Source organism: Buttiauxella sp. BIGb0471, from assembly GCF_024807715.1.
Classification (GTDB): domain Bacteria; phylum Pseudomonadota; class Gammaproteobacteria; order Enterobacterales; family Enterobacteriaceae; genus Buttiauxella; species Buttiauxella agrestis.
The window spans coordinates 1-24,541 of the sequence record NZ_JANUEU010000002.1; the positions used below are offsets into that span (position 1 = coordinate 1).

At 51.1% G+C, this 24,541-nt stretch carries 21 protein-coding genes; 17 read left to right on the forward strand and 4 right to left on the reverse strand.

Going from position 1 to position 24,541, the window contains the following annotated elements:
- Positions 1 to 113: IS3 family transposase (locus M2371_RS06520; RefSeq protein WP_259267693.1), on the forward strand; the 113-nt coding region annotated here is incomplete at its 5' end.
- Positions 114 to 159: 46 nt separating this feature from the next.
- On the opposite strand, the gene M2371_RS06525 is transcribed toward M2371_RS06520, so the two are convergent.
- Positions 160 to 1,089, reverse strand: a complete 930-nt coding sequence (locus tag M2371_RS06525) for a LysR substrate-binding domain-containing protein (protein ID WP_034493878.1) — start codon at positions 1,087 to 1,089, stop codon at positions 160 to 162.
- A 442-nt stretch (positions 1,090 to 1,531) separates the two neighbouring features.
- On the opposite strand from M2371_RS06525, the gene M2371_RS06530 reads away from it, so the two are divergent.
- The 9 genes from M2371_RS06530 to M2371_RS06570 all read left to right on the forward strand — a co-directional run bounded on the left by M2371_RS06530 (position 1,532) and on the right by M2371_RS06570 (position 13,289).
- On the forward strand, positions 1,532 to 2,137 hold the full coding sequence (locus M2371_RS06530) for an ankyrin repeat domain-containing protein (RefSeq protein WP_034493879.1): 606 nt from the start codon (positions 1,532 to 1,534) through the stop codon (positions 2,135 to 2,137).
- A 134-nt stretch (positions 2,138 to 2,271) separates the two neighbouring features.
- Complete coding sequence (locus M2371_RS06535; protein WP_259267286.1) at positions 2,272 to 3,075, forward strand: DUF2877 domain-containing protein; 804 nt, start codon at positions 2,272 to 2,274, stop codon at positions 3,073 to 3,075.
- The gene (gene fdrA / locus M2371_RS06540; RefSeq protein WP_259267287.1) at positions 3,053 to 4,603 is read left to right on the forward strand and encodes an acyl-CoA synthetase FdrA; all 1,551 of its coding nucleotides are present in this window, start codon (positions 3,053 to 3,055) and stop codon (positions 4,601 to 4,603) included. The genes M2371_RS06535 and fdrA overlap by 23 nt, the downstream gene beginning before the upstream one ends.
- Complete coding sequence (locus M2371_RS06545) at positions 4,600 to 6,012, forward strand: DUF1116 domain-containing protein (protein WP_259267288.1); 1,413 nt, start codon at positions 4,600 to 4,602, stop codon at positions 6,010 to 6,012. The genes fdrA and M2371_RS06545 overlap by 4 nt, the downstream gene beginning before the upstream one ends.
- An 11-nt stretch (positions 6,013 to 6,023) precedes the next feature.
- Positions 6,024 to 7,562 carry a xanthine permease gene (locus tag M2371_RS06550; RefSeq protein WP_115630287.1) on the forward strand — a complete coding sequence of 513 codons (1,539 nt, stop codon included), beginning with the start codon at positions 6,024 to 6,026 and terminating at the stop codon, positions 7,560 to 7,562.
- A 113-nt stretch (positions 7,563 to 7,675) separates the two neighbouring features.
- The gene (locus M2371_RS06555; RefSeq protein WP_259267289.1) at positions 7,676 to 8,626 is read left to right on the forward strand and encodes a carbamate kinase family protein; all 951 of its coding nucleotides are present in this window, start codon (positions 7,676 to 7,678) and stop codon (positions 8,624 to 8,626) included.
- 15 nt (positions 8,627 to 8,641) lie between these two features.
- Complete coding sequence (locus tag M2371_RS06560) at positions 8,642 to 10,030, forward strand: amidohydrolase family protein (protein ID WP_259267290.1); 1,389 nt, start codon at positions 8,642 to 8,644, stop codon at positions 10,028 to 10,030.
- A 304-nt stretch (positions 10,031 to 10,334) separates the two neighbouring features.
- Positions 10,335 to 11,645: an MFS transporter gene (locus M2371_RS06565; protein ID WP_034493889.1), complete on the forward strand. Its 1,311-nt coding sequence runs from the start codon at positions 10,335 to 10,337 to the stop codon at positions 11,643 to 11,645.
- A gap of 348 nt (positions 11,646 to 11,993) precedes the next feature.
- Positions 11,994 to 13,289 (forward strand): MFS transporter, encoded by a 1,296-nt coding sequence (locus tag M2371_RS06570; protein WP_034493891.1) that lies wholly within the window; start codon positions 11,994 to 11,996, stop codon positions 13,287 to 13,289.
- Positions 13,290 to 13,325: 36 nt separating this feature from the next.
- Here the strand turns inward: M2371_RS06570 and M2371_RS06575 are convergent, their stop codons facing one another.
- On the reverse strand, positions 13,326 to 14,240 hold the full coding sequence (locus M2371_RS06575; RefSeq protein WP_034493892.1) for a LysR family transcriptional regulator: 915 nt from the start codon (positions 14,238 to 14,240) through the stop codon (positions 13,326 to 13,328).
- A gap of 242 nt (positions 14,241 to 14,482) precedes the next feature.
- Between M2371_RS06575 and M2371_RS06580 the strand changes: the two genes are divergently transcribed.
- Together M2371_RS06580 and M2371_RS06585 are read left to right on the forward strand one after the other, a co-directional pair.
- Positions 14,483 to 15,550, forward strand: coding sequence for a tartrate dehydrogenase (locus M2371_RS06580; RefSeq protein WP_034493895.1), 1,068 nt, complete (start codon positions 14,483 to 14,485; stop codon positions 15,548 to 15,550).
- Between the two features lie 15 nt (positions 15,551 to 15,565).
- Positions 15,566 to 16,837: a glycerate kinase gene (locus M2371_RS06585; protein WP_172895283.1), complete on the forward strand. Its 1,272-nt coding sequence runs from the start codon at positions 15,566 to 15,568 to the stop codon at positions 16,835 to 16,837.
- Positions 16,838 to 16,880: 43 nt separating this feature from the next.
- Here M2371_RS06585 and M2371_RS06590 read toward each other — a convergent pair whose 3' ends face one another.
- On the reverse strand, positions 16,881 to 18,341 hold the full coding sequence (locus tag M2371_RS06590; RefSeq protein ID WP_172895282.1) for a TrkH family potassium uptake protein: 1,461 nt from the start codon (positions 18,339 to 18,341) through the stop codon (positions 16,881 to 16,883).
- Between the two features lie 154 nt (positions 18,342 to 18,495).
- Positions 18,496 to 18,774 (reverse strand): DUF1471 family periplasmic protein YahO, encoded by a 279-nt coding sequence (gene yahO / locus M2371_RS06595; protein WP_034494561.1) that lies wholly within the window; start codon positions 18,772 to 18,774, stop codon positions 18,496 to 18,498.
- 520 nt (positions 18,775 to 19,294) lie between these two features.
- Between yahO and M2371_RS06600 the strand changes: the two genes are divergently transcribed.
- From M2371_RS06600 to M2371_RS06620, 5 genes are read left to right on the forward strand one after another with little or no spacing between them, the layout of a single operon-like run.
- A complete protein-coding gene (locus M2371_RS06600) occupies positions 19,295 to 20,407 on the forward strand; it encodes an AI-2E family transporter (RefSeq protein ID WP_259267291.1) in 1,113 nt (370 codons plus the stop codon).
- A gap of 43 nt (positions 20,408 to 20,450) precedes the next feature.
- Entirely contained in the window at positions 20,451 to 21,950 is a 1,500-nt protein-coding gene (locus tag M2371_RS06605; RefSeq protein WP_232062482.1) for an efflux transporter outer membrane subunit, read from the forward strand.
- Positions 21,947 to 23,041, forward strand: a complete 1,095-nt coding sequence (locus tag M2371_RS06610; RefSeq protein ID WP_259267292.1) for an HlyD family secretion protein — start codon at positions 21,947 to 21,949, stop codon at positions 23,039 to 23,041. Before M2371_RS06605 ends, M2371_RS06610 begins: the two co-directional genes overlap by 4 nt.
- 8 nt (positions 23,042 to 23,049) lie before the next feature.
- The gene (locus tag M2371_RS06615) at positions 23,050 to 24,072 is read left to right on the forward strand and encodes a DUF2955 domain-containing protein (protein WP_259267293.1); all 1,023 of its coding nucleotides are present in this window, start codon (positions 23,050 to 23,052) and stop codon (positions 24,070 to 24,072) included.
- Between the two features lies 1 nt (position 24,073).
- The gene (locus tag M2371_RS06620; protein ID WP_034493902.1) at positions 24,074 to 24,499 is read left to right on the forward strand and encodes an ion channel; all 426 of its coding nucleotides are present in this window, start codon (positions 24,074 to 24,076) and stop codon (positions 24,497 to 24,499) included.
- Positions 24,500 to 24,541: the final 42 nt, after the last annotated feature.

Sequence of the window (24,541 nt, forward strand, 5' to 3'; positions counted from 1 at the left end):
AAGATGCTGTGACCGAATATATTGAATACTACAACAGCAGAAGAATTAGCCTGAAATTAAAAGGTCTGAGTCCAATTGAATATCGAACTCAGACCGATGAGCCTTGTGTTTAACTGTCCAACTGAATGGGGTCAGTACACTGCGAAGCGTGGCTGGGGCTTAACCCCGAACCAACAAGTCCCCATAAATTTCAGCCAGCAACCCACCTGCGGCGAACTGTTTTTTAATCCACTGCGTGACCTGCCCGGTGGCGGCGTGTTGGGTTGCTAACAGCATGCGCGAATCCTGGCGCGGGTTGTTAATCTGGCGCGTTACCAGCAGGCCGCTTTCCTGGGCCTCGCGCACCATGTAATCCGGCAAAAAACCGACGCCTTCGCCCAAAATCTGACACTGACATTTGGTGTTGAAATCCGGCACCAGAATCGCTTCCTGCCCGTGCAGCAACCATCCCACTTTTTTATTCAGCGTCAGCGCCGTGTCTTCCACCATGATGTTGGGATACAGGCGCAGTTGGCTCTCGGAAATTGGCTCTGGCATAAACGCCAGTGGGTGCGTTGGGGCGATGGCAAATTCCCAGCGAATCGCGCCAATTTCGGTGTAATCAATACCGCCGCCGTCGAGCAGCGTATCCGGCGCACCAATCGCGATATTGGCCTGGTTATTAATAATGGCGTCCCACACGCCGTTATACACCTCGGTGGTGACGGTTATCAGGCAGGTGGGGAACTGTTTTTTGAGGATTTGCAGGAGCTTCGCGGTATGGCGCGGCGTGTAAAGCAGCTGATTGATACAGATACGTACTTTCACTTCAATGCCTTGCGAGATGGTATCCACGCCTCGTTTAATGGCATGGAAGTCGTTCAGCAGTTCGGTCGCTTTGCGATAGAAGTAGTAGCCAGATTCGGTCAATTCGATGCTGCGTGTGTTGCGCACAAACAGCACCACATCGAGATACGTCTCGATTCTTTTGATGGTGTAGCTAACGGCAGAGGTGGTGATCCCCAGTTCGACAGCAGCCTTACTAAAACTTGAAAGCCGCGCCGTGGTGGTGAAGGCCAGCAGGTTCTCTTCGGTAAAAATAGAATTCATGTGCCGCTCCTGTCTGTCCTTTCGGTGATGTTTTTTGGTGGATGACGCCTGCGGCTTATCCACCCTACAACTCCCATAACCAACCGTAACGCCATTCGACGCTATTGTTGAATGTATTTGTATTCCTTATGATCCCCGACTTTGCCTTGAACCATATTTAACACTACCGTTACAAGTGATTTGAAGAGTATCACACTTCTTGAATCCCATTTCCCCCGCGTTCCGCAAGGCCTCGTGGCATGCTCGCCAGTGGGTACTAAAGTCTGCTGAAAGCGGTTCTATCATAGGTAAAATATTGCGCTGACCCACATTTTTCTCACATTGTTGAATACTATTCAACAATGCTGTCATTAACGATGAATGATTTTTAAACGGATGTTAAAGCGTCGACAGTGTTGCTATTCTCAATTCATCGGAAATAGCAAAGTATGGGAGTATGGATATGTCTCAGAAAGAACTCATTGCAGAATTTCTAAATGCAGCAGAACTTGGGCATCTGGAAAATCTAAAACAATGCCTCAGTGATGGCGCGGATATTAACGCCACCAATCGCCAGGGTCGCACTGCAATTACTCTCGCCAGCCTGCACAAAAAATATGACTGTGTGGAATATTTAATTAAGGCCGGAGCCGACGTTAATAAGCAAGATCAAACCTGTTTTAACCCTTTCTTACTCAGTTGCCTGAATAACGATCTGACATTATTACGCCTGATATTACCGGCAAATCCCGATCTAAATTGTTTATCCCGTTTTGGTGGCGTGGGTATTACTCCGGCGAGCGAAAAAGGCCATGTCGAAATTGTTCGCGAATTGGTGACGCAGACCGATATTAACGTCAACCACACCAATTTCGTTGGCTGGACGCCGCTACTCGAAGCCATCGTGCTGAACGACGGCGGGGCGAAACAGCAGGAGATTGTCAAACTGCTGCTCGACCACGGTGCTAACCCGCATATGACCGATAAATACGGTAAATCGCCGCTGACGCTGGCACGCGAAAAAGGGTATCACGAGATTGCCGAGTTGCTGGTCAAAGCCGGAGCTTAAAACACAGGAGATGCACTATCGCCGGATATCAGCTGCGGCAGTGCCTCCAGGCAAAAACGGCAGACAGCGCGTTTTATGCGCCAGAATTACAAGTCGATACAGTCGGTTATATCGAGCAGGTGTTTTCCAGAGCGGTGAATATTCACCTCCCTGAAAAAGAACAGATTTTAACCCTGCTCAGTGCTGACTGTGATAACGCACCCAACAGCTGCCGTTTAGCCCTTGAGCATTGCCTGACTATTTTTAAGCCTGGTGAACAGGTGAGTTTTAAACACAGTGGCATCGAGATTGGCACCGATAAACGTATTGATTTCTCAAGTTGCATTCGCTGGCAACCTGATGCGCTGGTTATCACGCAACAACAAATAAACCAGACCGACTGGGAAAGCCTTGCCCGAATTATCCAGGCATCGGTCGAGCAAAGTTCGTCATTATTTTATTTTTGCGGTGACAACATTTTTTATCAGGAAATGAGTCGCCAGCTTCAGCACCATCGCCGGGAGCTAATTTCAGCATTACGCGCAGGTAATGGCAGTGCGATTAAAAATGAAATTAATGGTTTATTGGGTTTAGGCATTGGCTTAACCCCTACCGGGGATGATTATCTCGCCGGGTTAAGTGCGGTTTTATTTATAGCCGGGCATCCGGCAGTGAAGTATCGCGAAATATTTAAATCTACGCTGGAAGCGGGTAAGCATAAAACCACATTATTAAGTGCAATTACGCTGCGCGAAGCGATTAATCAGCGTTATCGCGAAAGTATTTATGATTTTATTCATCAGATACTGGTGGGTGATTTAGAAAATATTCATCCATTTATAAATGAAATTAAAAAAATAGGATCAAGTTCGGGGTGCGACATGCTTTGCGGCATGGCGGACGCTTTCGCTTTGACCAAAATTAACGGAGGAAATTATGTCGACCAGGATTGTAATTAAAAAGAACACCTATTTTGATTCGGTCTCACTGATGTCCATTTCAACCAAAGCTAACCAGCTTGACGGCGTTGAACAGGCGTTTGTCGCGATGGCGACCGAAATGAACAAAGGGGTGTTAAAAAACCTCGGGTTGTTAAATGACGAACTGGAACAGGCGAAAAATGGCGACCTGATGATTGTTATCAAAGGCGCGAGCGATACGGCGAACGACGCCACGCTTGAAGCTATTGAAGGTCTGTTCACCCGCAAAGACAGCGGCAATTCACGCCACGAAGCGCGTTACGCAACCCTTGCCAGCGCACATAACAATATCCCGGAAACTAACCTTGCGGTGATTTCCGTCAACGGCGCTTTCGCGGCCCGTGAAGCGCGTCAGGCGTTGGAAAACAACCTGAACGTGATGCTGTTTTCCGACAACGTTTCTCTTGATGACGAACTGGCACTCAAGCAACTCGCCCACAGCAAAGGGTTGCTGATGATGGGCCCGGACTGCGGCACTGCAATTATTAACGGCGCAGCGCTGTGCTTTGGTAACGCGGTACACCGTGGCTCAATTGGAATTGTTGGCGCATCCGGCACCGGTAGCCAGGAATTAAGCGTGCGCATTCACGAATTTGGCGGCGGTATTTCCCAGCTTATCGGGACTGGCGGGCGTGATTTAAGCGAGAAAATCGGCGGCATCATGATGCTCGATGCAATCCAGATGCTGGAAGATGACGCACAAACCGAAGTGATTGTGCTGGTTTCTAAACCGCCTGCTGAAACCGTGGCGCGTAAAGTGCTGGAACGCGCGCAGGCTTGCCGCAAACCCGTCGTGGTTTGCTTCCTCGGTAACGGCGAAATACGTGCCGACGAACCGGGGTTGCAGTTTGCCCGTGCCACTAAAGAAGCGGCGCTGAAAGCCGTGCTGCTGACCGGTATCAAGAAAGAGTCGCTGGATTTGCATCCACTCAACTGGCCGCTAATCGAAGAAGTGCGTGCTCGCCTGAAGCCTGAGCAGAAATACATTCGTGCGCTGTTCTGTGGCGGCACGCTGTGTGACGAAGCGATGTTTGCAGCGCTGGAAAAATACCCGGACGTCTACAGCAATATCCAGCCGAATCCTGAATACCGCCTCAAAGACGTGAATGTCAGCATCGCACACACCTTCCTCGATTTCGGTGACGACGATTTCACCAACGGCAAACCGCACCCAATGATTGACCCGACCAACCGTATCAGCCGCCTGTTGCAGGAAGCGCGTGATCAGGAAGTCGGCGTGATCGTGATGGATTTTGTGCTGGGCTACGGCTCGCACGAAAACCCGGTTGGCGTGATGCTCGACGCCATCAAAGAAGCCAAAGCCATTGCCGCCCGCGACTCGCGCAACCTGGAAATTCTGGGCTACGTGCTCGGCACCGATTTGGACACGCCGTCGCTTGAAGCGCAGTGCCAGATGTTGACCGATGCCGGGGTGATTTGGGCAAGCAGCAGCACCAACACCGGGCTGCTGGCGCGTGAGTTTGTCTGCAAGGAGAAAGCACAATGAGTCTGTTTAACCAACCGCTGAACGTGATTAACGTCGGCATTGCGATGTTTAGCGATGATTTGAAAAAGCAGAGCGTTCCCGTGACGCAACTGGACTGGACGCCGCCGGGGCAGGGCAATCTGGCTGTGGTGAACGCACTGGATGCGATTGCCGCCCCAGAGCTTGCCGAAAAAGTCGCCGCTGCCAATAAACTGGCCGTTGAGCGCATTATTCAATCGCAGCCTGTTCTGGTGGGTTACGACCAGGCGATTAACGTGGTGCCGGGCATGACGCGCAACACCATTCTGCACGCCGGGCCGCCTGTTGCCTGGGAAAATATGTGCGGCGCGATGAAAGGTGCTGTCACCGGGGCGCTGGTGTTTGAAGGGCTGGCGGCGAATATTGACGAAGCCGCACAGCTTGCCGCTTCCGGCGAAATCATCTTCTCGCCATGCCACGAGCACGACTGTGTGGGTTCGATGGCGGGCGTGACATCAGCCTCGATGTTTATGCATATCGTCGAAAACAAAACCTACGGCAACCGCGCCTATACCAACCTCAGCGAGCAGATGGCGAAAATCCTGCGCATGGGCGCTAACGACCAGAGCGTGATCGACCGCCTTGTCTGGATGCGCGATGTGCTCGGCCCAATGCTGCGTGATGCGATGAAGCTCGCAGGCGAAATTGATTTACGTTTGATGCTGGCGCAGGCGCTGCATATGGGCGACGAGTGCCACAACCGCAACAACGCTGGCACCACGTTGCTGATTCAGGCGCTGACGCCGTGGATTATTCAGACCCACTTCACCGTCGCGCAGCAAAAAGAAGTGTTCGATTTTGTCGCCAGCAGCGACTACTTCTCCGGCCCAACGTGGATGGCGATGTGCAAAGCGGCAATGGACGCGGCGCACGGCATCGAATACAGCACCGTCGTTACCACCATGGCGCGTAACGGCGTGGAGTTTGGCCTGCGCGTCAGCGGCCTGCCGGGGCAGTGGTTTACCGGCCCGGCGCAGCAGGTCATCGGCCCGATGTTTGCCGGTTACAAACCGGCAGATTCCGGCCTGGATATTGGCGACAGCGCGATTACGGAAACCTACGGTATTGGCGGTTTTGCGATGGCAACGGCTCCGGCGATTGTCGCGCTGGTGGGCGGTACCGTGGACGAAGCGATTGATTTCTCACGCCAGATGCGCGAAATCACGCTCGGTGAAAACCCGAACGTCACCATTCCGCTGCTGTCGTTTATGGGGATCCCGACCGCCATCGACATCACGCGCGTCGGCGACAGCGGCATTTTGCCGGTGATCAACACCGCCATTGCCCACAAAGATGCGGGCATCGGCATGATTGGCGCCGGGATTGTGCATCCGCCGTTTGAATGTTTTGAGAAGGCTCTGCTCGCCTTTGGTGAGCGTTACTCTTTCTGAGGGATACCCCGATGACAAACGTTAAGCTTGAGTGGAAACGCGGTGACTGGGCGGCATATTTCGGGTTGATGACCAATAACCTGACTAACTTGCTGACCATGATGGGGTTACTCATTTTTGTGGTGGGTATTCCGACGGAGATTGTTTACGGGCGCATTGCGCCAGCCTTCGGGTTGGCGGTGCTGGTGGCGAGTATTTGCTACGCGTGGTTCGGCCTGCAACTGGCAAAAGAGACAGGGCGCAAAGATGTGACCGCACTGCCTTCCGGACCAAGTGCGCCGTCCATCTTTACCGTGACGTTTTTGGTATTGATGCCGGTCTACCAGCAAACCGGCGACGCTGAGTTTGCGATTCAGATTGGCCTGGTGTGGTGTTTTGTTGAAGCGATGATTCTGGTGGGCGGTTCGTTCCTCGGCGAAACCATCCGCAAGATGATCCCGCGCACCGTGCTGCTGTCGTGTTTGTCGGGTTTAGGTTTGTTGCTGCTGGCGATGAACCCGATGCTTCAGGCATTTGAAGCGCCGACGGTTTCCTTCATTGTGCTGCTGCTTATCTTCATCAACTGGTTTGGTAAAAAACCGATGTTTGCGCGCATTCCAACCGGCTTATTGCTGCTGGTTGCGGGTACGGCACTGGCGTGGATTTCTGGACTGCAAAGCCCGGAAGCCATCAAAGCGTCGATGTCCTCGTTCGGTTTTAACCCGCCATCAATTCATGTTGATAGCTTCCTGCAAGGCTTGCCGCACGCGCTGCCTTACCTGGCCTCGGCGGTTCCGTTGGGGTTGGCGAACTACATTTTCGACCTGGAAAACATCGAAAGCGCACACGCAGCGGGTGATGAATACAACACGCGTAAAGTGATGCTGACCAACGGCCTTGCCTCAACGCTCGGTTGCCTGATGGGGAACCCGTTCCCGGTCACGGTGTACGTCGGTCATGCGGGTTGGAAGGCGATGGGCGCGAGTATCGGTTACACGCTGGCGTCTGGCGTCACCATGTTTATCGTGCCGCTGTTTGGCCTTGGGGCGTTCATGCTCGCCATTATTCCGATGACCGCGATTGTGCCGATTCTGGTGTTTATCGGCGTGGTGACGGCAAACCAGGTGGTGCGGGAAACGCCGAAAATAGAGGTGCCGGTTATCTTCATCTGCCTGTTCCCATGGATAGCCAACTGGGCGCTGACCATGGTGAATAGTGTGATGGCCGCAGCGGGCACAACGGCTGCGAAAATCGGCCCGGAAGCGCTGGCGCATAAAGGCGTGTTTTATCAAGGCCTGGTGCATCTGGGGAATGGCGCACCGCTTGCCAGCATGTTGTGGGGTTGCGTGGCAATTTTCGCGATTATCAACAAACCGTTACGCGGTGCAGTTGCAGCCGTAGTCGGTGCGTTGCTGGCGCTGTTTGGCGTGATTCATGCGCCGATGGTCGGCTTTGCGCAGGGCAGTTCGCTGATGTTCGTGACCGCTTATTTGATGATGGGCGCGATGTTTGTGGTGAAGCATGTACTCGACCGTCGTGAAGCGGCTTCTGAGGTTGTGACGTCCGTTTAATACTCCCCCTTACCCTAACCCTCTCCCCAGGGAGAGGGGATTGTCCGGTTTTCTCCCTCTCCTGGGGGAGAGGGCCGGGGTGAGGGCGTCCGTACCCTACAAGGATAAAAACAATGAAACAACTCGTCGTAGTGGCGATTGGCGGCAACAGCATCATCAAAGATAACGCCAGCCAGTCAGTGGAACATCAGCAAATCGCGGTAAAAGAAGTCGCCGAAACGGTGCTGGAAATGCTCTCGTCGGACTACGACATCGTGCTGACTCACGGTAACGGCCCGCAGGTCGGCCTTGATTTACGCCGGGCGGAAATCGCCCATGAGAAAGAGGGCTTGCCGCTCACGCCGCTGGCAAACTGCGTGGCAGATACCCAGGGCGGCATCGGCTATCTGATTCAGCAGGCGCTCAATAACCGCCTCGGAAAATGCGGCGATAAAAAAGCCGTGACCGTGATTACCCAGGTGGAAGTGGATAAAAACGATCCTAACTTTATCCATCCAACCAAGCCGATTGGCGCGTTCTTTAGCGCACAGCAGTGCGAAGCGCTGAAAGTCGCGCACCCGGAATGGCGATTTGTTGAAGACTCCGGGCGCGGATACCGCCGCGTGGTGGCCTCGCCGGAACCTAAACGTATTGTCGAAGCCGATGCCATCAGCGCGTTAATCAAACAAGGTTTTGTGGTGATTGGCGCAGGCGGCGGCGGGATTCCGGTAGTTCGCAGCGAGCAGGGCGACTACCAGAGTGTGGATGCGGTTATCGATAAAGATCTTTCCACCGCGCTGCTGGCTCGCGAAGTGAATGCTGACATTCTGGTGATTACCACTGGTGTGGAGAAAGTGTGTATTCACTTTGGCAAGCCTGAGCAACGTGCGCTCGATGAAGTCACCGTCGAACAAATGGCGCGTTTTAGCGAAGAAGGGCATTTCCCGCCGGGCAGTATGCTGCCAAAAATTACTGCCAGCCTTGCGTTCCTGCGCAACGGCGGCAAACGCGTGATTATCACTACCCCTGAAAAATTACCCGCCGCACTGCGCGGCGAAACTGGCACCCATATTGTTAATGATTAAGAGTGGGAGAACTCGATGAATAATGCAGAAAAAAGCCGCCGTGAATTTCTGAGCGGCGGTGGCAAAGTGGCGGCGGCTTGTGCGCTCTTTGGCGCGACCGGTTCGATGGCGTATGCTGCTAAACCAGCTTCCATCGCCTGTGAAACGGACAATCGTATGAGCGCCATCAAAGAATCCCATTACTATCTCGATAACGTGTTGCTAGAAGCCGGTTTTGCACGCGACGGGCAGACGATTGTCGGCACGCAAACTGAGCTGAAAACGCTGGAAATTAAAGACGGCAAAATTGCGGCATTGCTCGCAAATAAACAACACCCGGACGCCACGCTCGCCCATTACGATGCCTCCGGGAAACTGTTGCTGCCAGCGATGCGCGATATGCATATTCATCTCGATAAAACCTTCTACGGCGGCCCGTGGCGCGTACATAACCGCCCGGCGGGAACCACCATTCTCGACATGATTGCCCTGGAGCAAAAACTGCTGCCAGAGCTGCAACCGGTCACGCAGGAACGTGCCGAAAAGCTGATTGATTTGATTCAGTCGAAAGGCTCGACTATCGCCCGCAGCCATTGCAACGTGGAGCCGGTTTCCGGGCTGAAAAACCTCGAGAATCTGCAAGCAGTTCTGGAACGCCGTAAGTCTGGTTTTAGCTGTGAAATCGTCGCGTTTCCGCAGCACGGTTTGCTGCACTCGAACTCCGTTGCGTTGATGCGCGATGCAATGCAAGCGGGCGCTCACTACGTCGGCGGGCTTGACCCGACGAACGTCGATGGCGCGATGGAAAAATCCTTAGATACCATGTTCCAGATAGCCATCGACTTCAAAAAAGGTGTGGATATTCACCTACATGAAACCAGCCCAGCCGGGATCGCGGCGGTGAACTATATGGTTGAAACGGTGGAGAAAACCCCGGAGCTGAAAGGTAAAGTCACTATCAGTCACGCGTTTGCTCTGGCGATGATGAATGAACAAGAAGTGAATGCCATCGCCACGCGCATGGCGGCACAGCAAATCACCATCGCCTCTACGGTGCCGATTGGCACCCTGCATATGCCGCTCAAACAGTTACAAGACAAAGGTGTGTTTGTGATGACCGGCACCGACAGCGTGATTGACCACTGGTCGCCGTATGGCCTGGGCGACATGCTGGAAAAAGCTAACTTGTATGCGCAACTTTATATGAGGGTGAGCGAGCTGAATCTTTCACGATCCCTTGCGATTGCCACCGGCAACGTGCTGCCGCTGAACGACAAAGGCGAGCGCGTATGGCCAAAAGCGCAGGATGACGCGAGCTTTGTGCTGGTGGATGCTTCATGTTCTGCCGAAGCGGTGGCGCGTATTTCGCCTCGTACCGCCACGTTCCATAAAGGCAATTTGGTGTGGGGTGCGCTTAGCGCGTAGTTTTTTGTTTTAGTAAGAAACATCCTGCATGATGCTCATGCCGTGCAGGTATGTTTTATGTTGAACGAATAAATAGTTGCAATAATTCATCTAATTCAGTATTCATTAATTGCTCTACAGAGTCCTCCTTTTTTGTTCCCCTCTAAATACCTTTGATTAACCAGAGTTTTTCTTGAAGTTTGATTATATCAATATTTTATATAATCAAACCTGGATGATAACTAAAAATAAACAATCATAATCAATTCCTGTAACGCTAATAATAATCTTACCACCCTACAAACCGCACAGAGGATCTCCTCTTATGTCTACAGAACTCGAAACACGGGTACTGCGAAAAATAACGCTTCGCATTATTCCCTTTATCATGCTGCTCTATTTTATTGCTTTTCTGGATAGAGTAAATATTGGCTTTGCGGCATTAACAATGAATCAGGAATTAGGTTTTTCACCCACTGTTTTTGGTATCGGTGCGGGGATATTTTTCCTCGGTTATTTTTTGTTTGAGGTTCCGTCTAATCTAATTCTCAATAAAGTGGGAGCCAGGATCTGGATTGCTCGCGTCATGATTACATGGGGACTGGTTTCTGGGGGAATGGCTTTTGTTCAGGGCACGACAAGTTTCTATATTTTACGATTCTTGTTGGGTGTAGCGGAAGCTGGATTTTTCCCTGGTATTATTCTGTATTTAAGCTTTTGGTTCCCCATGAAACGCCGCGCTCAAGTGACGGCTATCTTCATGGCTGCGGCACCGCTATCGACAGCTCTGGGTTCACCCATTTCCGGAGCATTGCTTGAATTACACGGCTTTCTTGGTTGGTCGGGCTGGAAATGGATGTTTGTGCTGGAGGCGATTCCCGCAGTGATTTTGGGCTGTGTGGTGTTGTTCTGGCTCACCGATCGCCCTGCTAAAGCAAAGTGGTTAACTGATGAAGAACGTGACTGGCTTATGCAGACACTTGCTGCCGAACAAAATACCAAAGCGGGTTCCTCTCACGTGAGCGTCTGGAAAGGGCTGGCAGATAAACGCGTTATTGCCTTATCACTCGTTTATTTCGGGACTTCTGCCGGTTTATATACTCTGGGGATTTGGTCACCACAGATAATAAAAGCATTTGGCATGAGTTCCTTGCAGGTCGGCTTATTAAACGCTATCCCAGCTATTATTGCCGTAGTTGCAATGGTACTTTGGGCAAGGCATTCCGATAAAAAAGTGGAGCGCACCTGGCATATTATCGGTGCTTGTATGCTGGCGGCAGTAGGGTTGATTTATGCTGGTATGGTTACCACCGTAGTGACAGCAATTATCGCCTTAACTCTGGTTAACGTGGGTATCAGTGCCTCCAAGCCGCCACTGTGGAGTATGCCGACGATGTTCTTATCAGGATCTGCGGCAGCGGCGGGGATTGCCACCATAAATTCTATCGGCAATCTGGGTGGGTTTGTTGGGCCGGTAATGATTGGTGTTATAAAAGAACACACTGGAAGTTTTACGGGCGGGCTGCTCTTTGTCGCCGCGTTACTGTGTTTGTCGTCGATTCTTGTATGGTTACTTTCAAAAAGTGCAAACCGACAAAATAGCGCTTACCGGGCTTCTCATTCGAAGTCTTCCTGAAAGTGAAACGGTTACCGATTCAGGTAGCCGTTCTTAGTCATCGAGTAAATGCCTGATATTTGAAGCACATCACAAATACCATTTTCAGTTCCCCACTTAATCTCCATACATTCATACTGGCTTTTAACGCAGTGCCCATGTTCCTTTTGTGTCTAGCCCGCTAGCTACATGATCTGTCACGTTTTTTTAACGAAACTTTTCCCTTGAGAACATTATTGCATTTTTTTATATAATCACGACTTGATGACTCATCCTGAACGACAGCGCATATTTCAATGACTGGCCTGATGCTATTTCGAACGATAACAACAGGCGGCCGATTATTTATTAAAATAATGGAAATATGCTATGACTCATTCAATAGAACATCTTACCCTCAAAAAAATAACCTGGCGAATTGTCCCGTTTGTCATGTTTGCCTATTTCATTGCTTTCTTTGATCGAATTAATATTGGTTTTGCAGCGTTAACCATGAATCAAGATTTGGGATTTTCTTCAACGGTATTTGGTATTGGCGCGGGCATGTTTTTTATAGGTTATTTTCTTACTGATATTCCCTCTAATATTATTTTGCAAAAAGTGGGGCCACGGATTTGGCTGGCTCGTATTATGGTGAGTTGGGGGGCGATTGCTGCCTGTATGATGTTTGTAGAAACCGCAACTGGGTTCTACATTTTGCGTTTTCTGCTGGGCGTTGCAGAGGCGGGCTTTTTCTCAGGGATTATTCTCTATTTAAGTACCTGGTTTCCTGTTAAGCGTCGTGCACAAGTTATCGCATTTTTCATGGCGGCGGCGCCAATATCGGCAATGTTGGGTTCGCCGCTTGCTGGGACTATTTTGAGTTTACATGGCGCATTGGGTTTGAAAGGCTGGCAATTAATGTTCCTGATTGACGCCGTCGCTGCCATTATATTGGGTGTTTTCACCCTTTTTTATTTAAACGATAGGCCTGAAAAGAATCGCTGGCTCTCTCAAAAAGAGACGGAATGGCTTATCACTACGCTTGCGCAAGAACGCAGCGGGCAGGGCCATCAGGCAAAAACCAGCATCTGGAAAGGGCTGACTGATGCGCGCGTGTTAACGCTGGCCGTTGTCTATTTCGGAACCTCGGCAGGTTTGTACTCACTCAATATTTGGTCGCCGCAGTTTATAAAATCGTTTGGCTTAAGCACATTTCAAATTGGTTTTGTGAATGCGATTCCGGCAGCGCTTTCAGTGGTTGCGATGATCCTGTGGGCGAAGCATTCTGATAAAACTAAAGAAAGAACCTGGCACGTCGTTAGCGCCTGTTTATTAGCGTGTGTTGGGTTTATTCTTGCCGGTTCAGTTCATTCGTTGCCGCTGGCTATATTTGCCCTGATTTTGGCGAATATTGGTATCTCCTCTTGCAAGCCACCGCTGTGGAGTATTCCGTCGCTATTCCTTAACGGCCCTGCCGCTGCCGCAGGACTTGCAGCAATAAATTCTATCGGCAACTTAGGTGGTTTTGCTGGGCCAGCGGTGATTGGCTGGTTGAAAGAGACCACGGGCGATTTTTCACTGGCGCTCTATTGTGTTGCGGGGATGCTGGTGGTTTCGGCATTGCTTACGTTATCTATTGAGATTAACCGCAAACGTAGGGAGTTGAAAAACTCTTTGGCGTAAATGTGGGCAAAACAGCGCCTGGTTAATGGCGCTGTTTTAGTATTGCTGAGAAATAACCTCTAATTCCTGCATGACAACTGCCATCATATTATCGCGAGTCTCATCACGTGAATCTTTTACCCATACCGCAGACAAGGGCAGTTTTTGCCTGATATTAATATATTCCTTCGCCAGCGGTATAAATTTTACATTTAACGCAGACATCCTGGTTACCCACTTGGGCATAATGGCTGCACCTAATTCCGCGGCAACCATATTAATAATGGTTTGTTTCTCATCTGCAATTTGAACTAGTCGCGGTTTAAAACTGGCGTTATCAAATAGGTCTAATGTTAAATCATAACTATGTGGCCGAACTCGTCTTTCGGGTACGATCATCGGCACATTTTCTAGATCGCTGACAACTATTTCACCGCATTGAGCAAGGCGATGTTTATCCGATATTGCCAACACAACATCTTCATAAAAAAGGAATTGGTTTTCCAGAACATCATCCATTTGATCTGTCGGGCGGATAAAGATTAAATCCAGACGACCCGACTTTAATTTTGGCAGCAACTTTGATGACTTATCTTCCACAATCTGGATGTCAACTTCAGGCCATCTCTCACGGAAAATATGCAGGACATGCGGGACCAAATTGATAGTTGCACTATCGATAGCACCTATGCGCAAACGCCCAGAGTTTTGCCGCGCCAGCTTCTTAAAACGCTGTTGGAGTTGATCGGCTTTGGCGACAATTTCTTTTGCATCACCAAGGAATAAAGCCCCGTGAGCCGTTAGAGAAACGTTACGTGTAGAGCGCGATAGTAACCGTGTGCCAAGATCTTCTTCCAGCAATTTGATGTATCGACCTAATGCCGAGGGGAGCATATCCAGCTTTTGTGCAGCATGCCCAAAGTGCAGTTCTTCGGCCACGGCAATGAAACATCTCAGCTGATTAAGTTCCACATTTCCCTCTCAGGATTATATCAATTTTTTGCATAAACAGATGCGAGTGATAGTAATGAGTTTCTGTGCATAATGATAGTTGTCCGGCGTTAATAATTAATGGAAATCCACTAGATTGTGACGCACATAAAATAATTAAAATATAAACCTGCGAATTTTTATTTTTTGAATAATAGGTCATTAGAAAACTAATGACGCCAATGAACTGACCAAAAATATAATCATTGTAAGGAGTCTTACCCATGCGTAACTACAAAATTGCTGCAATTCCTGCTGACGGTATTGGTACTGAAGTTATTTCAGCAGGCGTCAGTGTTCTTGAATGTTTGCAAAAGAAAGTGGGCGATGTGACCTTCCAAATTGAACATTTTGACTGGGGATCTGATTATTACAAAAAGAATGGTGTGATGATGCCTGAAAATGGTTTGGAAAAACTGAAATCATTTGATGCTATTTATTTTGGCGCGGTGGGTGCACCAGATGTGCCGGATCATATTACACTTTGGGGGCTGCGTTTGCCTATTTGTCAGGGTTTTGACCAATACGCTAATGTGCGCCCTACAAAAATTATGGCCGGTATTCAGTCGCCGCTGCGTAATGCTGGTCCAGGCGATTTGGATTGGGTGATTGTGCGTGAGAACTCCGAAGGCGAATACTCAGGACACGGCGGGCGGGCGCACCGTGGTTTACCGGAGGAAGTCGGTACTGAAGTGGCTATTTTCACTCGTGCCGGTGTCACTCGCATCATGCGTTATGCTTTCAAGCTAGCACAGTCACGCCCACGTAAACTCTTGACTGTGGTAACAAAATCCAACGCTCAACGCCACGGGATGGTTATGTGGGATGAGATTGCTGCCGAAGTGGCAACTGAGTTTCCTGATGTGAGCTGGGATAAAATGCTGGTTGATGCTATGACGGTGCGCATGACGCTGCATCCAAAATCACTGGATACCATCGTGGCGACTAACCTCCATGCTGACATTCTCTCAGACCTTGCTGGCGCACTCGCCGGGAGCCTGGGTGTCGCGCCTACGGCAAATATCGATCCGGAGCGTCGCTTCCCTTCAATGTTTGAACCTATTCATGGGTCCGCATTTGATATCACAGGTAAAGGTATCGCCAACCCTGTTGCGAGCTTCTGGACGGCGGCACAAATGCTGGATCACCTGGGTGAACATGATGCTTCAGCTTTGCTGATGTCGGCAGTAGAAGAAGTGTGCGCAACCGGTGTCAAAACGCCAGATGTCGGTGGTAGAGCAACAACTCGTGAAGTCACCGATGCAGTTATTGCTGCCATCATGAAGCGCTAAAAATCAGGGGGAATAATGGCTACGTGGACGAACGAAACAGCGAAAAGTGCGTTGCTTGAAATGTTCAGTGCGGCGATTAAAAGTGCAGACCCTCATGCTGCATTGCTTGATGCGTTGCCAGAAAAACCCCCTGGCCGATGTATTGTGGTGGGAGCCGGTAAGGCTTCCGCTGCAATGGCGGCAGCATTGGAAGCCGCATGGCCCGATGTGCCGCTTTCAGGTGTCGTGGTCACTCGCTACGGTCATGCGGTTCCCACTCGGAAAGTACGAATTATTGAGGCGGCGCACCCGGTGTCAGATTCCATGAGCGAAGTGGCATCGATGTTGATTCTGGAATCACTCAAGAACCTGACTCCTGATGATTTAGTGATTGCCCTGATTTCAGGTGGCGGTTCGGCTCTGATGGCATTGCCACGCACCGGCATTACGCTTGCGGATAAGCAAGCCGTGAATAAAGCACTGCTGCGAAGTGGAGCCACGATTCAAGAAATGAATGCCGTTCGGAAGCACTTCTCGGATATTAAAGGTGGCCGCCTGGCACTGGCGGCACTTCCGGCAAAAGTGGTGACGTTAGTTATTAGCGATGTGCCAGGAGACAACCCTGAAGATATTGCTTCAGGGCCAACTCTTCCTGATAACAGTACTATCGAGCAGGTCAGAGAAATACTGCATCGCTATCAAATTGAATTACCTGAACATGTGTCACAAGTGCTTGCTGAAAAAAGAGAAACTGTAAGTGCTAAAGCTATTCAAGTTGATGTACGCATGATTGCCACACCGTCAAAAGCATTACTCAGTGCGGCAGCTGTCGCGGGGAAAATGGGGATAGCCCCTGTGATTCTTGGGGATGCGCTTGAGGGGGAAAGTGCGCAACTTGGGATAGTCATGGCAGGCATTGCGCGTTCCGTTAAGCACCATGGACTGCCAGTCAAAACGCCAGCAGTATTGCTCTCCGGCGGCGAAACCACGGTAACTATCGGGAGCTGTTCTGCAAAACGTGGGGGGCGCAATACTGAGTTTTTGTTAAGCCTGGTGAACGCCCTGGCAGGGGAAACACATATTTGGGGCATGGCGGGAGATAGCGACGGTATCGATGGTACTGAGGATGCTGCTGGGGCATTTATTTGTCCTGATACTCTCAGCCGCGCGCAGGAAAAAGGCGTAAGTGGAAAACAGATGTTGGAAGAGCATGACAGTTATAGCTTCTTTGCGGCGCTAAATGACCTCATTAAAACGGGACCTACGCTGACGAACGTTAATGATATTCGGGCGATTTTAATCGTTTAATAAAGAACGCAATCCCGGCGATTCACCGCCGGGGTATTTGTTTTTAACTCCTCCAGAACGTCCTCGAGAATAAAATCAGCACCGGATAAATCTCAAGTCGCCCCAATAACATCGCGGCGCACATCAAATATTTAGCGCTATCACTTAACGTGCCAAAACCTGCCGCAGTCTCGCCAAAACCTAATCCCATATTGTTAATACAAGCTGCAACGGTGGCGAAAGAGGTTAATAAGTCATAACCCTGCAAGTTGAGCATCCAGATAAAGAAGCAGGTGCACACCACGTAGAGAAAGAAGAAACTCCACACCGAGCGCAGCACTCTGTCGTTTATCGGCGAGTTTCCGACGCGAATACTCATCACGGCACGGGGGTGGGCGAGCTGGTGTACTTCATGGCGCGTTTGTTTAAATAACACCAGGAAACGCAGCGCTTTGATCCCACCACAGGTTGAACCTACGCAGCCGCCAAAGAAGCTGGCTGAAAGCAGCAGTACGATGGTGTGTACCGGCCACGAGGCATAATCGCCGGGAGAAAGCCCGTTGTCGGTAATCATTGAGCTGGTGAGGAAAAAGGCATGCACGAACGAGGCCGGAAGGGCGTACATTCCGGCTCGCCAGACTTCGAGAGTGATGATTAAAATCACCACACTTGCAACCAGCAGGAAGAATCGCAGCTCGGCACTTTTGAGGAAAGGTTTAATGCTACGGCGTGCGAGGGCGACAAAATAGAGCGTGAAGTTAATGGCTGAGAGCAAGGAGAATGCCCCCGCAACCAGCTCTATCGCGTAGCTATCATAAAAGCCGATGCTTTCTGTGCGCGTCGAAAACCCACCTAATGACACAGTAGAAAGGCCGTGGCACAGCGCGTCGAAAAATGGCATTCCTGCGAGCTTGTACGCAAGAGTACATGCCCCGCCCAGCAGCAAATAAGTTAACCACAGGCTTTTGGCGGTATCCGCAAGGCGTGGGGTGAGTCTCTCTTCTTTAAAAGGCCCAGGCATTTCGGACTGATAAAGTTTCATCCCCCCAATACCGAGCAGTGGGAGCACGGCAACCGCGAGCACGATGACACCGAGACCGCCGACGAAATTTAGCTGCGCCCGGTAATAAAGTATCGACTTGGGGAGAAGGGAAACATCATTGAAAACGGTCGCTCCGGTGGTGGTAATCCCTGAAACGCCTTCAAATATCGCATCAGCTAAAGAGACGTTGTAGCTGTCATCAAGCCACAGCGGCATGGCGCTGATCACTGAAAAAAGTAACCAAAACAATACGATGATGATAAAACCATCGCGCGTTTCGAGCTGAATATTCGACCGCCCGGTTAAGGCCCAGCACAGGCTTCCGAGAGTAAAAGTGATGATAAAGGTATAAAGAAACCCAAACAGACTGCGTTCTTTTTCGATTAAAGCCAACAACATTGGCGGGATCATGGTCAAACTGTACAGAACGACCAGAAACGAACAAAGGTGAAGAACAATTCGGAATCGTGTTGATATATACATCAGAGGTACCCAGATACCTGCGTTATTCAGGGTTATCAATCACCCAGGACGACGAAGTATAGGGTATTTATGCCGATCAGAACATGGGAAGGGTTGGAAGAGGGCAGAATGGGCAACGCACAGGTTGCCCATTTTTGATTAACTGATGTGCCGCTTATTTCTTGTTGTAGACATCTGCGGTGCCGTGAATTTTATTCTCGGTATCAGCAGAGGTTACAACGTAAAACTTGCCGCCAAGCTCATCGGCTTTCTTAGAGAGTTCTTCTTTGGCATCACTCGGTGACGTTTCGCCACTGGTGGTGATAGTGCCGACTTTCACATATTCATCTTTGTGGTCGTTGTAAGCTTCCTTCGTCAACAGCTCAGCTGAGAACGCACCAAACGATACTGCACCCAACGTTAATGCTACCAACATGCCCTTAACTATCTTCATGACGAACCTCATCTTTGATTATGGAAGATAAATGTTTTCCTTACCCATAGACTATGGTTCAAAGAACTGTTTCTTGCCACTTTAGGGAAGGGACCATTTGTGCTTTTTTTTGTCATTAATCAGTCACAAACAATAAGGCTGCACCCGTTCTGCTCTTGTAAGTTGGCATGGCTATATAAAAATTATGTTTTTTTATAAATAAAAAATAAATTGCGTTGATATAGGCTACGCATGGAATATGCGCTGCGATTTCTGTTGCTATCTGTTTATTGAATCGGTTTTTTAGCTTTATGGTGAATATTTAACTGTTGATCGTTATTGCCGTAAGTTGCACGTATTGCAATAACTCTTGTTTATTCTATCCTCAAATAACGGATGGCATTCAATAAACATCTAATACTTTTATATTACTGAAGTTGTTGGAACTTATTCTAACGGAGTACGAGTTAATTCGCGGGCTTAGTATTTATGCTGCCCACGGATACTTGCGATTGTCACCATCACCTGGAATAACGTCATCATGGAAATTAATGATACCTCGAATGCCGAGAAAAGGCTGGTTGCCCGATTTCTCGATATGTTCATCAAGTTTGGATTAATCCTCGCCCTGGGATCTTTCTGTTTTACCGTCATCTCGCCTTTTATGAATATGCTGCTGTGGGCGCTTATTCTGGCGGTAACGTTATACCCATTGCATCAACGTTTTGCTTCACGCATGGGGAATAAGCAGGGGCTGGCGGCAACAGTGCTGGTGCTGCTGGGCGTGCTCCTTATCGTAGTCCCGACCATCGCTATGATCACCTCGCTGGGAGATAGCGTGAGCGCGCTCGTTACCCGGGTGAGCAGCGATAGCCTGGTTATTCCGCCGCCTTCAAATCGCGTGATGGTTATTCCTGTTGTCGGTGAAAAAATATACGTCGTGTGGATGAAAGCCTCGACGGATTTACCCGGCTTGGTGAAAAGCTACGGCCCACAATTAGGGGAAATCACTCGCCACGTGCTGACCATTCTCGCCAGTATGAGCGGCGGCCTGATTGGCTTTGTGTTCTCGTTCATTGTGGCGGGAATTATGATGGCCTGGGGCGCTGCCGGTGCGGTGAGTGCTACCAATATTGCCACACGTATTACTGATGAAAGAAAAGGCCCGGCGTTAACTCGCCTGTGCACCAATACGATTCGGGCGGTGGCGATGGGCGTAATCGGCGTTGCGTTCATTCAGGCATTGTTAGCGGGTATCGTGATGGCGATTGCGGGCATTCCTGCGGTGGGGATTTTCTTCGTCCTCGCGCTGATTCTGGGGATTGCCCAGGTGCCGGTGATTCTCGTCACCGCGCCAGCTATCGTTATTATGTGGATGACGGGCGACCACGGAACGGCGATGAACATCGTCTTCACCATTTTGCTGGTTATCGCGGGTATGGCGGACAACGTGCTCAAGCCGCTGTTGCTCGGACGTGGCGTGGATGTGCCAATGCCTGTGGTGCTGCTGGGTGCGCTGGGCGGTATGGCGACCAACGGCATTCTCGGTATGTTTATCGGCGCGACGCTGCTTTCGATCGGTTATCGAATCTTCATGGCCTGGGTCAATCAGGGTCCATCCGGCCCAACGTTGAGCGGACAAGATGCTCTGTGAGGAGAGAATCAGGCGTCTTCTGTTAACAGGAGGCGCCAGTCTGGTGTTAACCGCTTGTACCACTCTGGGGCCAGACTACAAAACGCCGCAAGTTCCTGAAATCACTCAATGGCAGCCGACGACGAAAACCATGTCTGCCCAGGTTTCTGCGCAAAATTATGACCAGTGGTGGAGGCAACTTAACGATCCGACATTAACGATGCTGATCAATGAAGCCTTGCGCAAAAATCCCGACGTCAAAATTGCCGGGCTGCGTCTGCTGGAGTCGCGGGCGCAATTAGGCATTGCGGAGAGTTTACGCAGCCCGCAGGCCACCATCGGGGATGGCGAAGTGCTCACCGGCGGGCAGCAGCGCAACGGCAAATATATCGCCAGCACCACTTATGGCGCGGGTTTCAATCTGGGGTGGGAAATTGATTTCTGGGGTAAATTCGAGCGTGGCGTGGAGTCGGCAGATGCGAGCTATTTCGCAACGCTTGCACAGTACGACGATATTCAGGTGTTGATGGCGGCACAAGTCGCGCAAATTTATATGAACATCCGCACCCTGGAAGCCCGGCTGGCGATCACCGACAGCAACGCCAAAATCCAGCGCCGGAGCCTGCAAATCACGGAACGCCTGTTCCTGAGTGGCAACAGCGCGGAGCTGGATGTGCAGCAGGCGAAAACACAATATCTTTCAACCCTTTCCAGTATTCCACAGCTCGAAACCACGCTGCGGCAAAACCAAAACGCACTTAGCGTGATACTGGCGCGAAAACCAGGCCCGTTGCCAGAAATGGCAGGCAATACCGGCGTGCTGCCGAAAGCGAACCTCGCCCTGGTGTCTGAATTGCCTGCGGATTTGCTACGCCGTCGGCCTGACGTGCGGGTCGCCGAGCGGCAACTGGCTGCTCAGTCAGCGCTGATCGGTGTGGCGGAAAGTGAGCTTTATCCTTCTATCTCGCTTATTGGCAGCGTTGGCATCAGCGGGCGCAATGGCGACAGCAGCACGTTGTCCTGGGTTGCAGGGCCAACGTTTAGCTGGAATTTGCTCGACCAGGGGCGTCTTGGGAACCAGGTGTTAGTGCAGGATGCGCGTTTCCTGCAACTGCATGAACGCTATCGCGACACGGTGTTTCAGGCCGCTCGCGATGTTGATGACGCCGCCGTCGCTTATGCCAATGATAAGCAGGAAATCGAGCTGCTGACGCAAACCGGCGAGGCCGCGAGCCGCTCACTTGAGATTGCCAACACGCAATATCGCGAAGGTATGGCCGATTTTCAGCGCGTGCTGGACTCACAACGGGCTTTGTTTAACCAGCAGGAAAGGCTGGTTAACAGCCAGGGTGCGTTGATGCGTGATTTGATCACCCTCTACAAAGCCCTCGGCGGCGGCTGGGAGAAAGGGCGCGAGCGCCCACTGGTTGACCCGCAAACCGAGGCTCATTTACGCCAGCGAGAAGACTGGGTGCCTTTGCTGGACGAACCTTTGCCGCCTGCAACGCGTCCACCAGAAACGCATCCCCCAAAAACCATGCCTACAGAAGGTAAACAGCAATGACCGAATCCTCATCCCCGGCAGGGCAAACTAGCCGTCGTGGCGTGATCACTCTGCTGGTGGCGATTGTGGTGTTGTTCTGCTGGTATTTAGCGGCGGACCGGCTCACGCCCTACACTTCGCAGGCCAGAATCCAGGCATTTGTCATCCCGATTTCTGCTGAGGTGGCGGGGCAAATTCAGAAGGTCTACGTGGTTGATAATCAGGAAGTCGCTCCGGGCGACCCGCTGTTTGAACTCGACCCGGAACCGTACGACATCGCGCTGGCAAAAGCGCGGTCGGATTATGAAACGGTGCTCAGCTCCGTCAACGCGAATAAAGAGACGATTACGGCGGCTAAAGCCGGGCTACAGGCCGCCACCGCCGCCTACCAAAATGCCGCGAAAGATGCTGAACGCCAGGAGCGTTTGTATCGTGAAGATCCCGGCACCATTTCCGTTCGCCGTCTCGAGGTGGCACAAGCGACACGCGAAACCGCACGTAGCCAAATGGCGGCGGCAGCGGCAGATGTGCGTCGGGCGACTGAAGCGGCGGGCGTTGCCGGAGACAATAACTCGCAGTTGCTGAGTGCGCGTTCTGCGGTACATAAAGCGGAACTCGACCGTAAAAATACCGTCGTGGTGGCGACCAACCGCGGCCTGGTCACGGATTTAAACACCGATATCGGCCAGTTTCTTGGGGCTGGAGCGCCAGTGATGACGCTGGTTGCGATGAGCGATGTCTGGATTAGCGCGGATATGACGGAAAATAACATCGGCAATATTAATGCCGGTGATGAAGTGGCGATTTTGCTCGACAGCCTACCCGGTCATATTTTCAAAGGACAGGTGCGAAGTATCGGCTATGGCGTGAGTACGGCTCCCGGCCAGCCCGCAGGCGTTTTACCGACGGTGGACAATAACCGTGACTGGCTGCGTCAGGCCCAGCGTTTCCCGGTCAAGATTGCCTTTGTGAAAGACGATTTCCCTCCGGTCAAAAACCTACGCGTCGGCGGACAGGCTGATGTGCTGGTTTACGCCAATGGCGGCGGTTTGATGAGCTTCTTCGGTAGCATTTACATACGGTTAATGAGCTGGTTCTCGTATATCTACTGAGGTGGACCATGCATAACGCAGACCGTGCGGTACTGAGAATTGGGTTTGGCATCGGCGTCACCACGTTTGCGTGTTACGGCCTTGCTCTGCCCATGCCCCATCTGGGCTGCATCATGGCGTGGATTGTGCTCTGCCAGGGTAAACCGTTACCGATCAAAAAAGGGGTCATCGTCGGCTTAATGCTGATGGCGACCATGATTGGCGGGGTATTGATGGTGCCGCTGCTGACTCATTACCCGTTACCCGCAATGTTGTTTACGGCGCTGCTGCTCTATTGGCTGATGCTGATGGGGCTGCGTGGGAAGTCAACGCAGGCCATGCTTTTGATTGTCGCCGTGACCATTATTCCGATTGCCGGGCTTATCGAGCAGTCGCTGGCGATAGGCATCGCCCAAATGATGGGACTGGGAATTATTATCGGCTCCGTCGTTAATCGCCTGGCGCTGGTGTTATTCCCGCCGCAAGCCACGCCTGCCGGGGGCGCGAAAGTGGCTCTTGCGCCTGAGTCGCCGCACAGGTTAGCCCTGCGCGCGGTGGTTATTGTGTTGCCGGTGTGGCTGCTGGCACTCAGCAACCCGGCGTTTTATATCCCGGCGGTGATGAAAACCGTGATGCTGGCTCAACAGGCCAACACGCTGGTGGCAAAGCAAGCGGGGCGAGAGTTGGTGTTTTCGACGGTGATGGGCGCGTTACTCGCGGCGGTGCTCTGGCTGGCGCTGAGTATCTGGCCTTCGCTATTAATGCTGGTATTACTGACGGCGCTGATGACTCTGTGGGTGGCGCGGCGCCTGGTGCGGCTGGTTATCAGTCGATTCACACCTTCTTTCTGGAGTAACGCCTGGATTACCTGCCTGATTCTGTTTGGCCCCGCCATTCAGGACAGCGCTTCGGGTAAAGATGTCTGGCTGGCGTCGGCGATGCGTTGCTCTTTATACATTGCGGTTGCCCTCTACGGTTGGGCGTGTGTGGTGGTTCTTGAACGCTGGCACCGGAGTGGTCGTCCAGCCGTCGAAACCTGGTCTGGAGAATAAAATGTTACTGGTTTTGCTCACGGGAATGCCGGTCATTCTGTGTAATATGCTGCTGCAATCGTTGGTGTCAGTTTGGTGTATTCGTTTTTATATCAAACACTTTCACCAGCGCGAAGGCATGCTGGTGGGGGTATTGGCGCTCTTCGGAATTATCATTATCGTGCTGATGGGCAATCTGCTGCAAATCATGCTCTGGGGAATATTGTTCCTCTGGCTGGGTGAATTTTCCAATCTGCAAGAGGCGGTTTATCACTCGGGCGTCAACTTTGCCACGCTGGGTTACGGCGATATCGTGATGAGCGCGAAATGGAAACTGCTTGGCCCGCTGGAAGCCGTTAATGGCGCATTGATGATTGGTTTGTCCGGGGCGAGTATGCTGGCGGTGTTACAGCACCATATTCGTAAGCAGGTAGGGAAAATCAATTAGCATTTTCCCTGTGCGAACCAACTGAATATATTGACTTTTGTG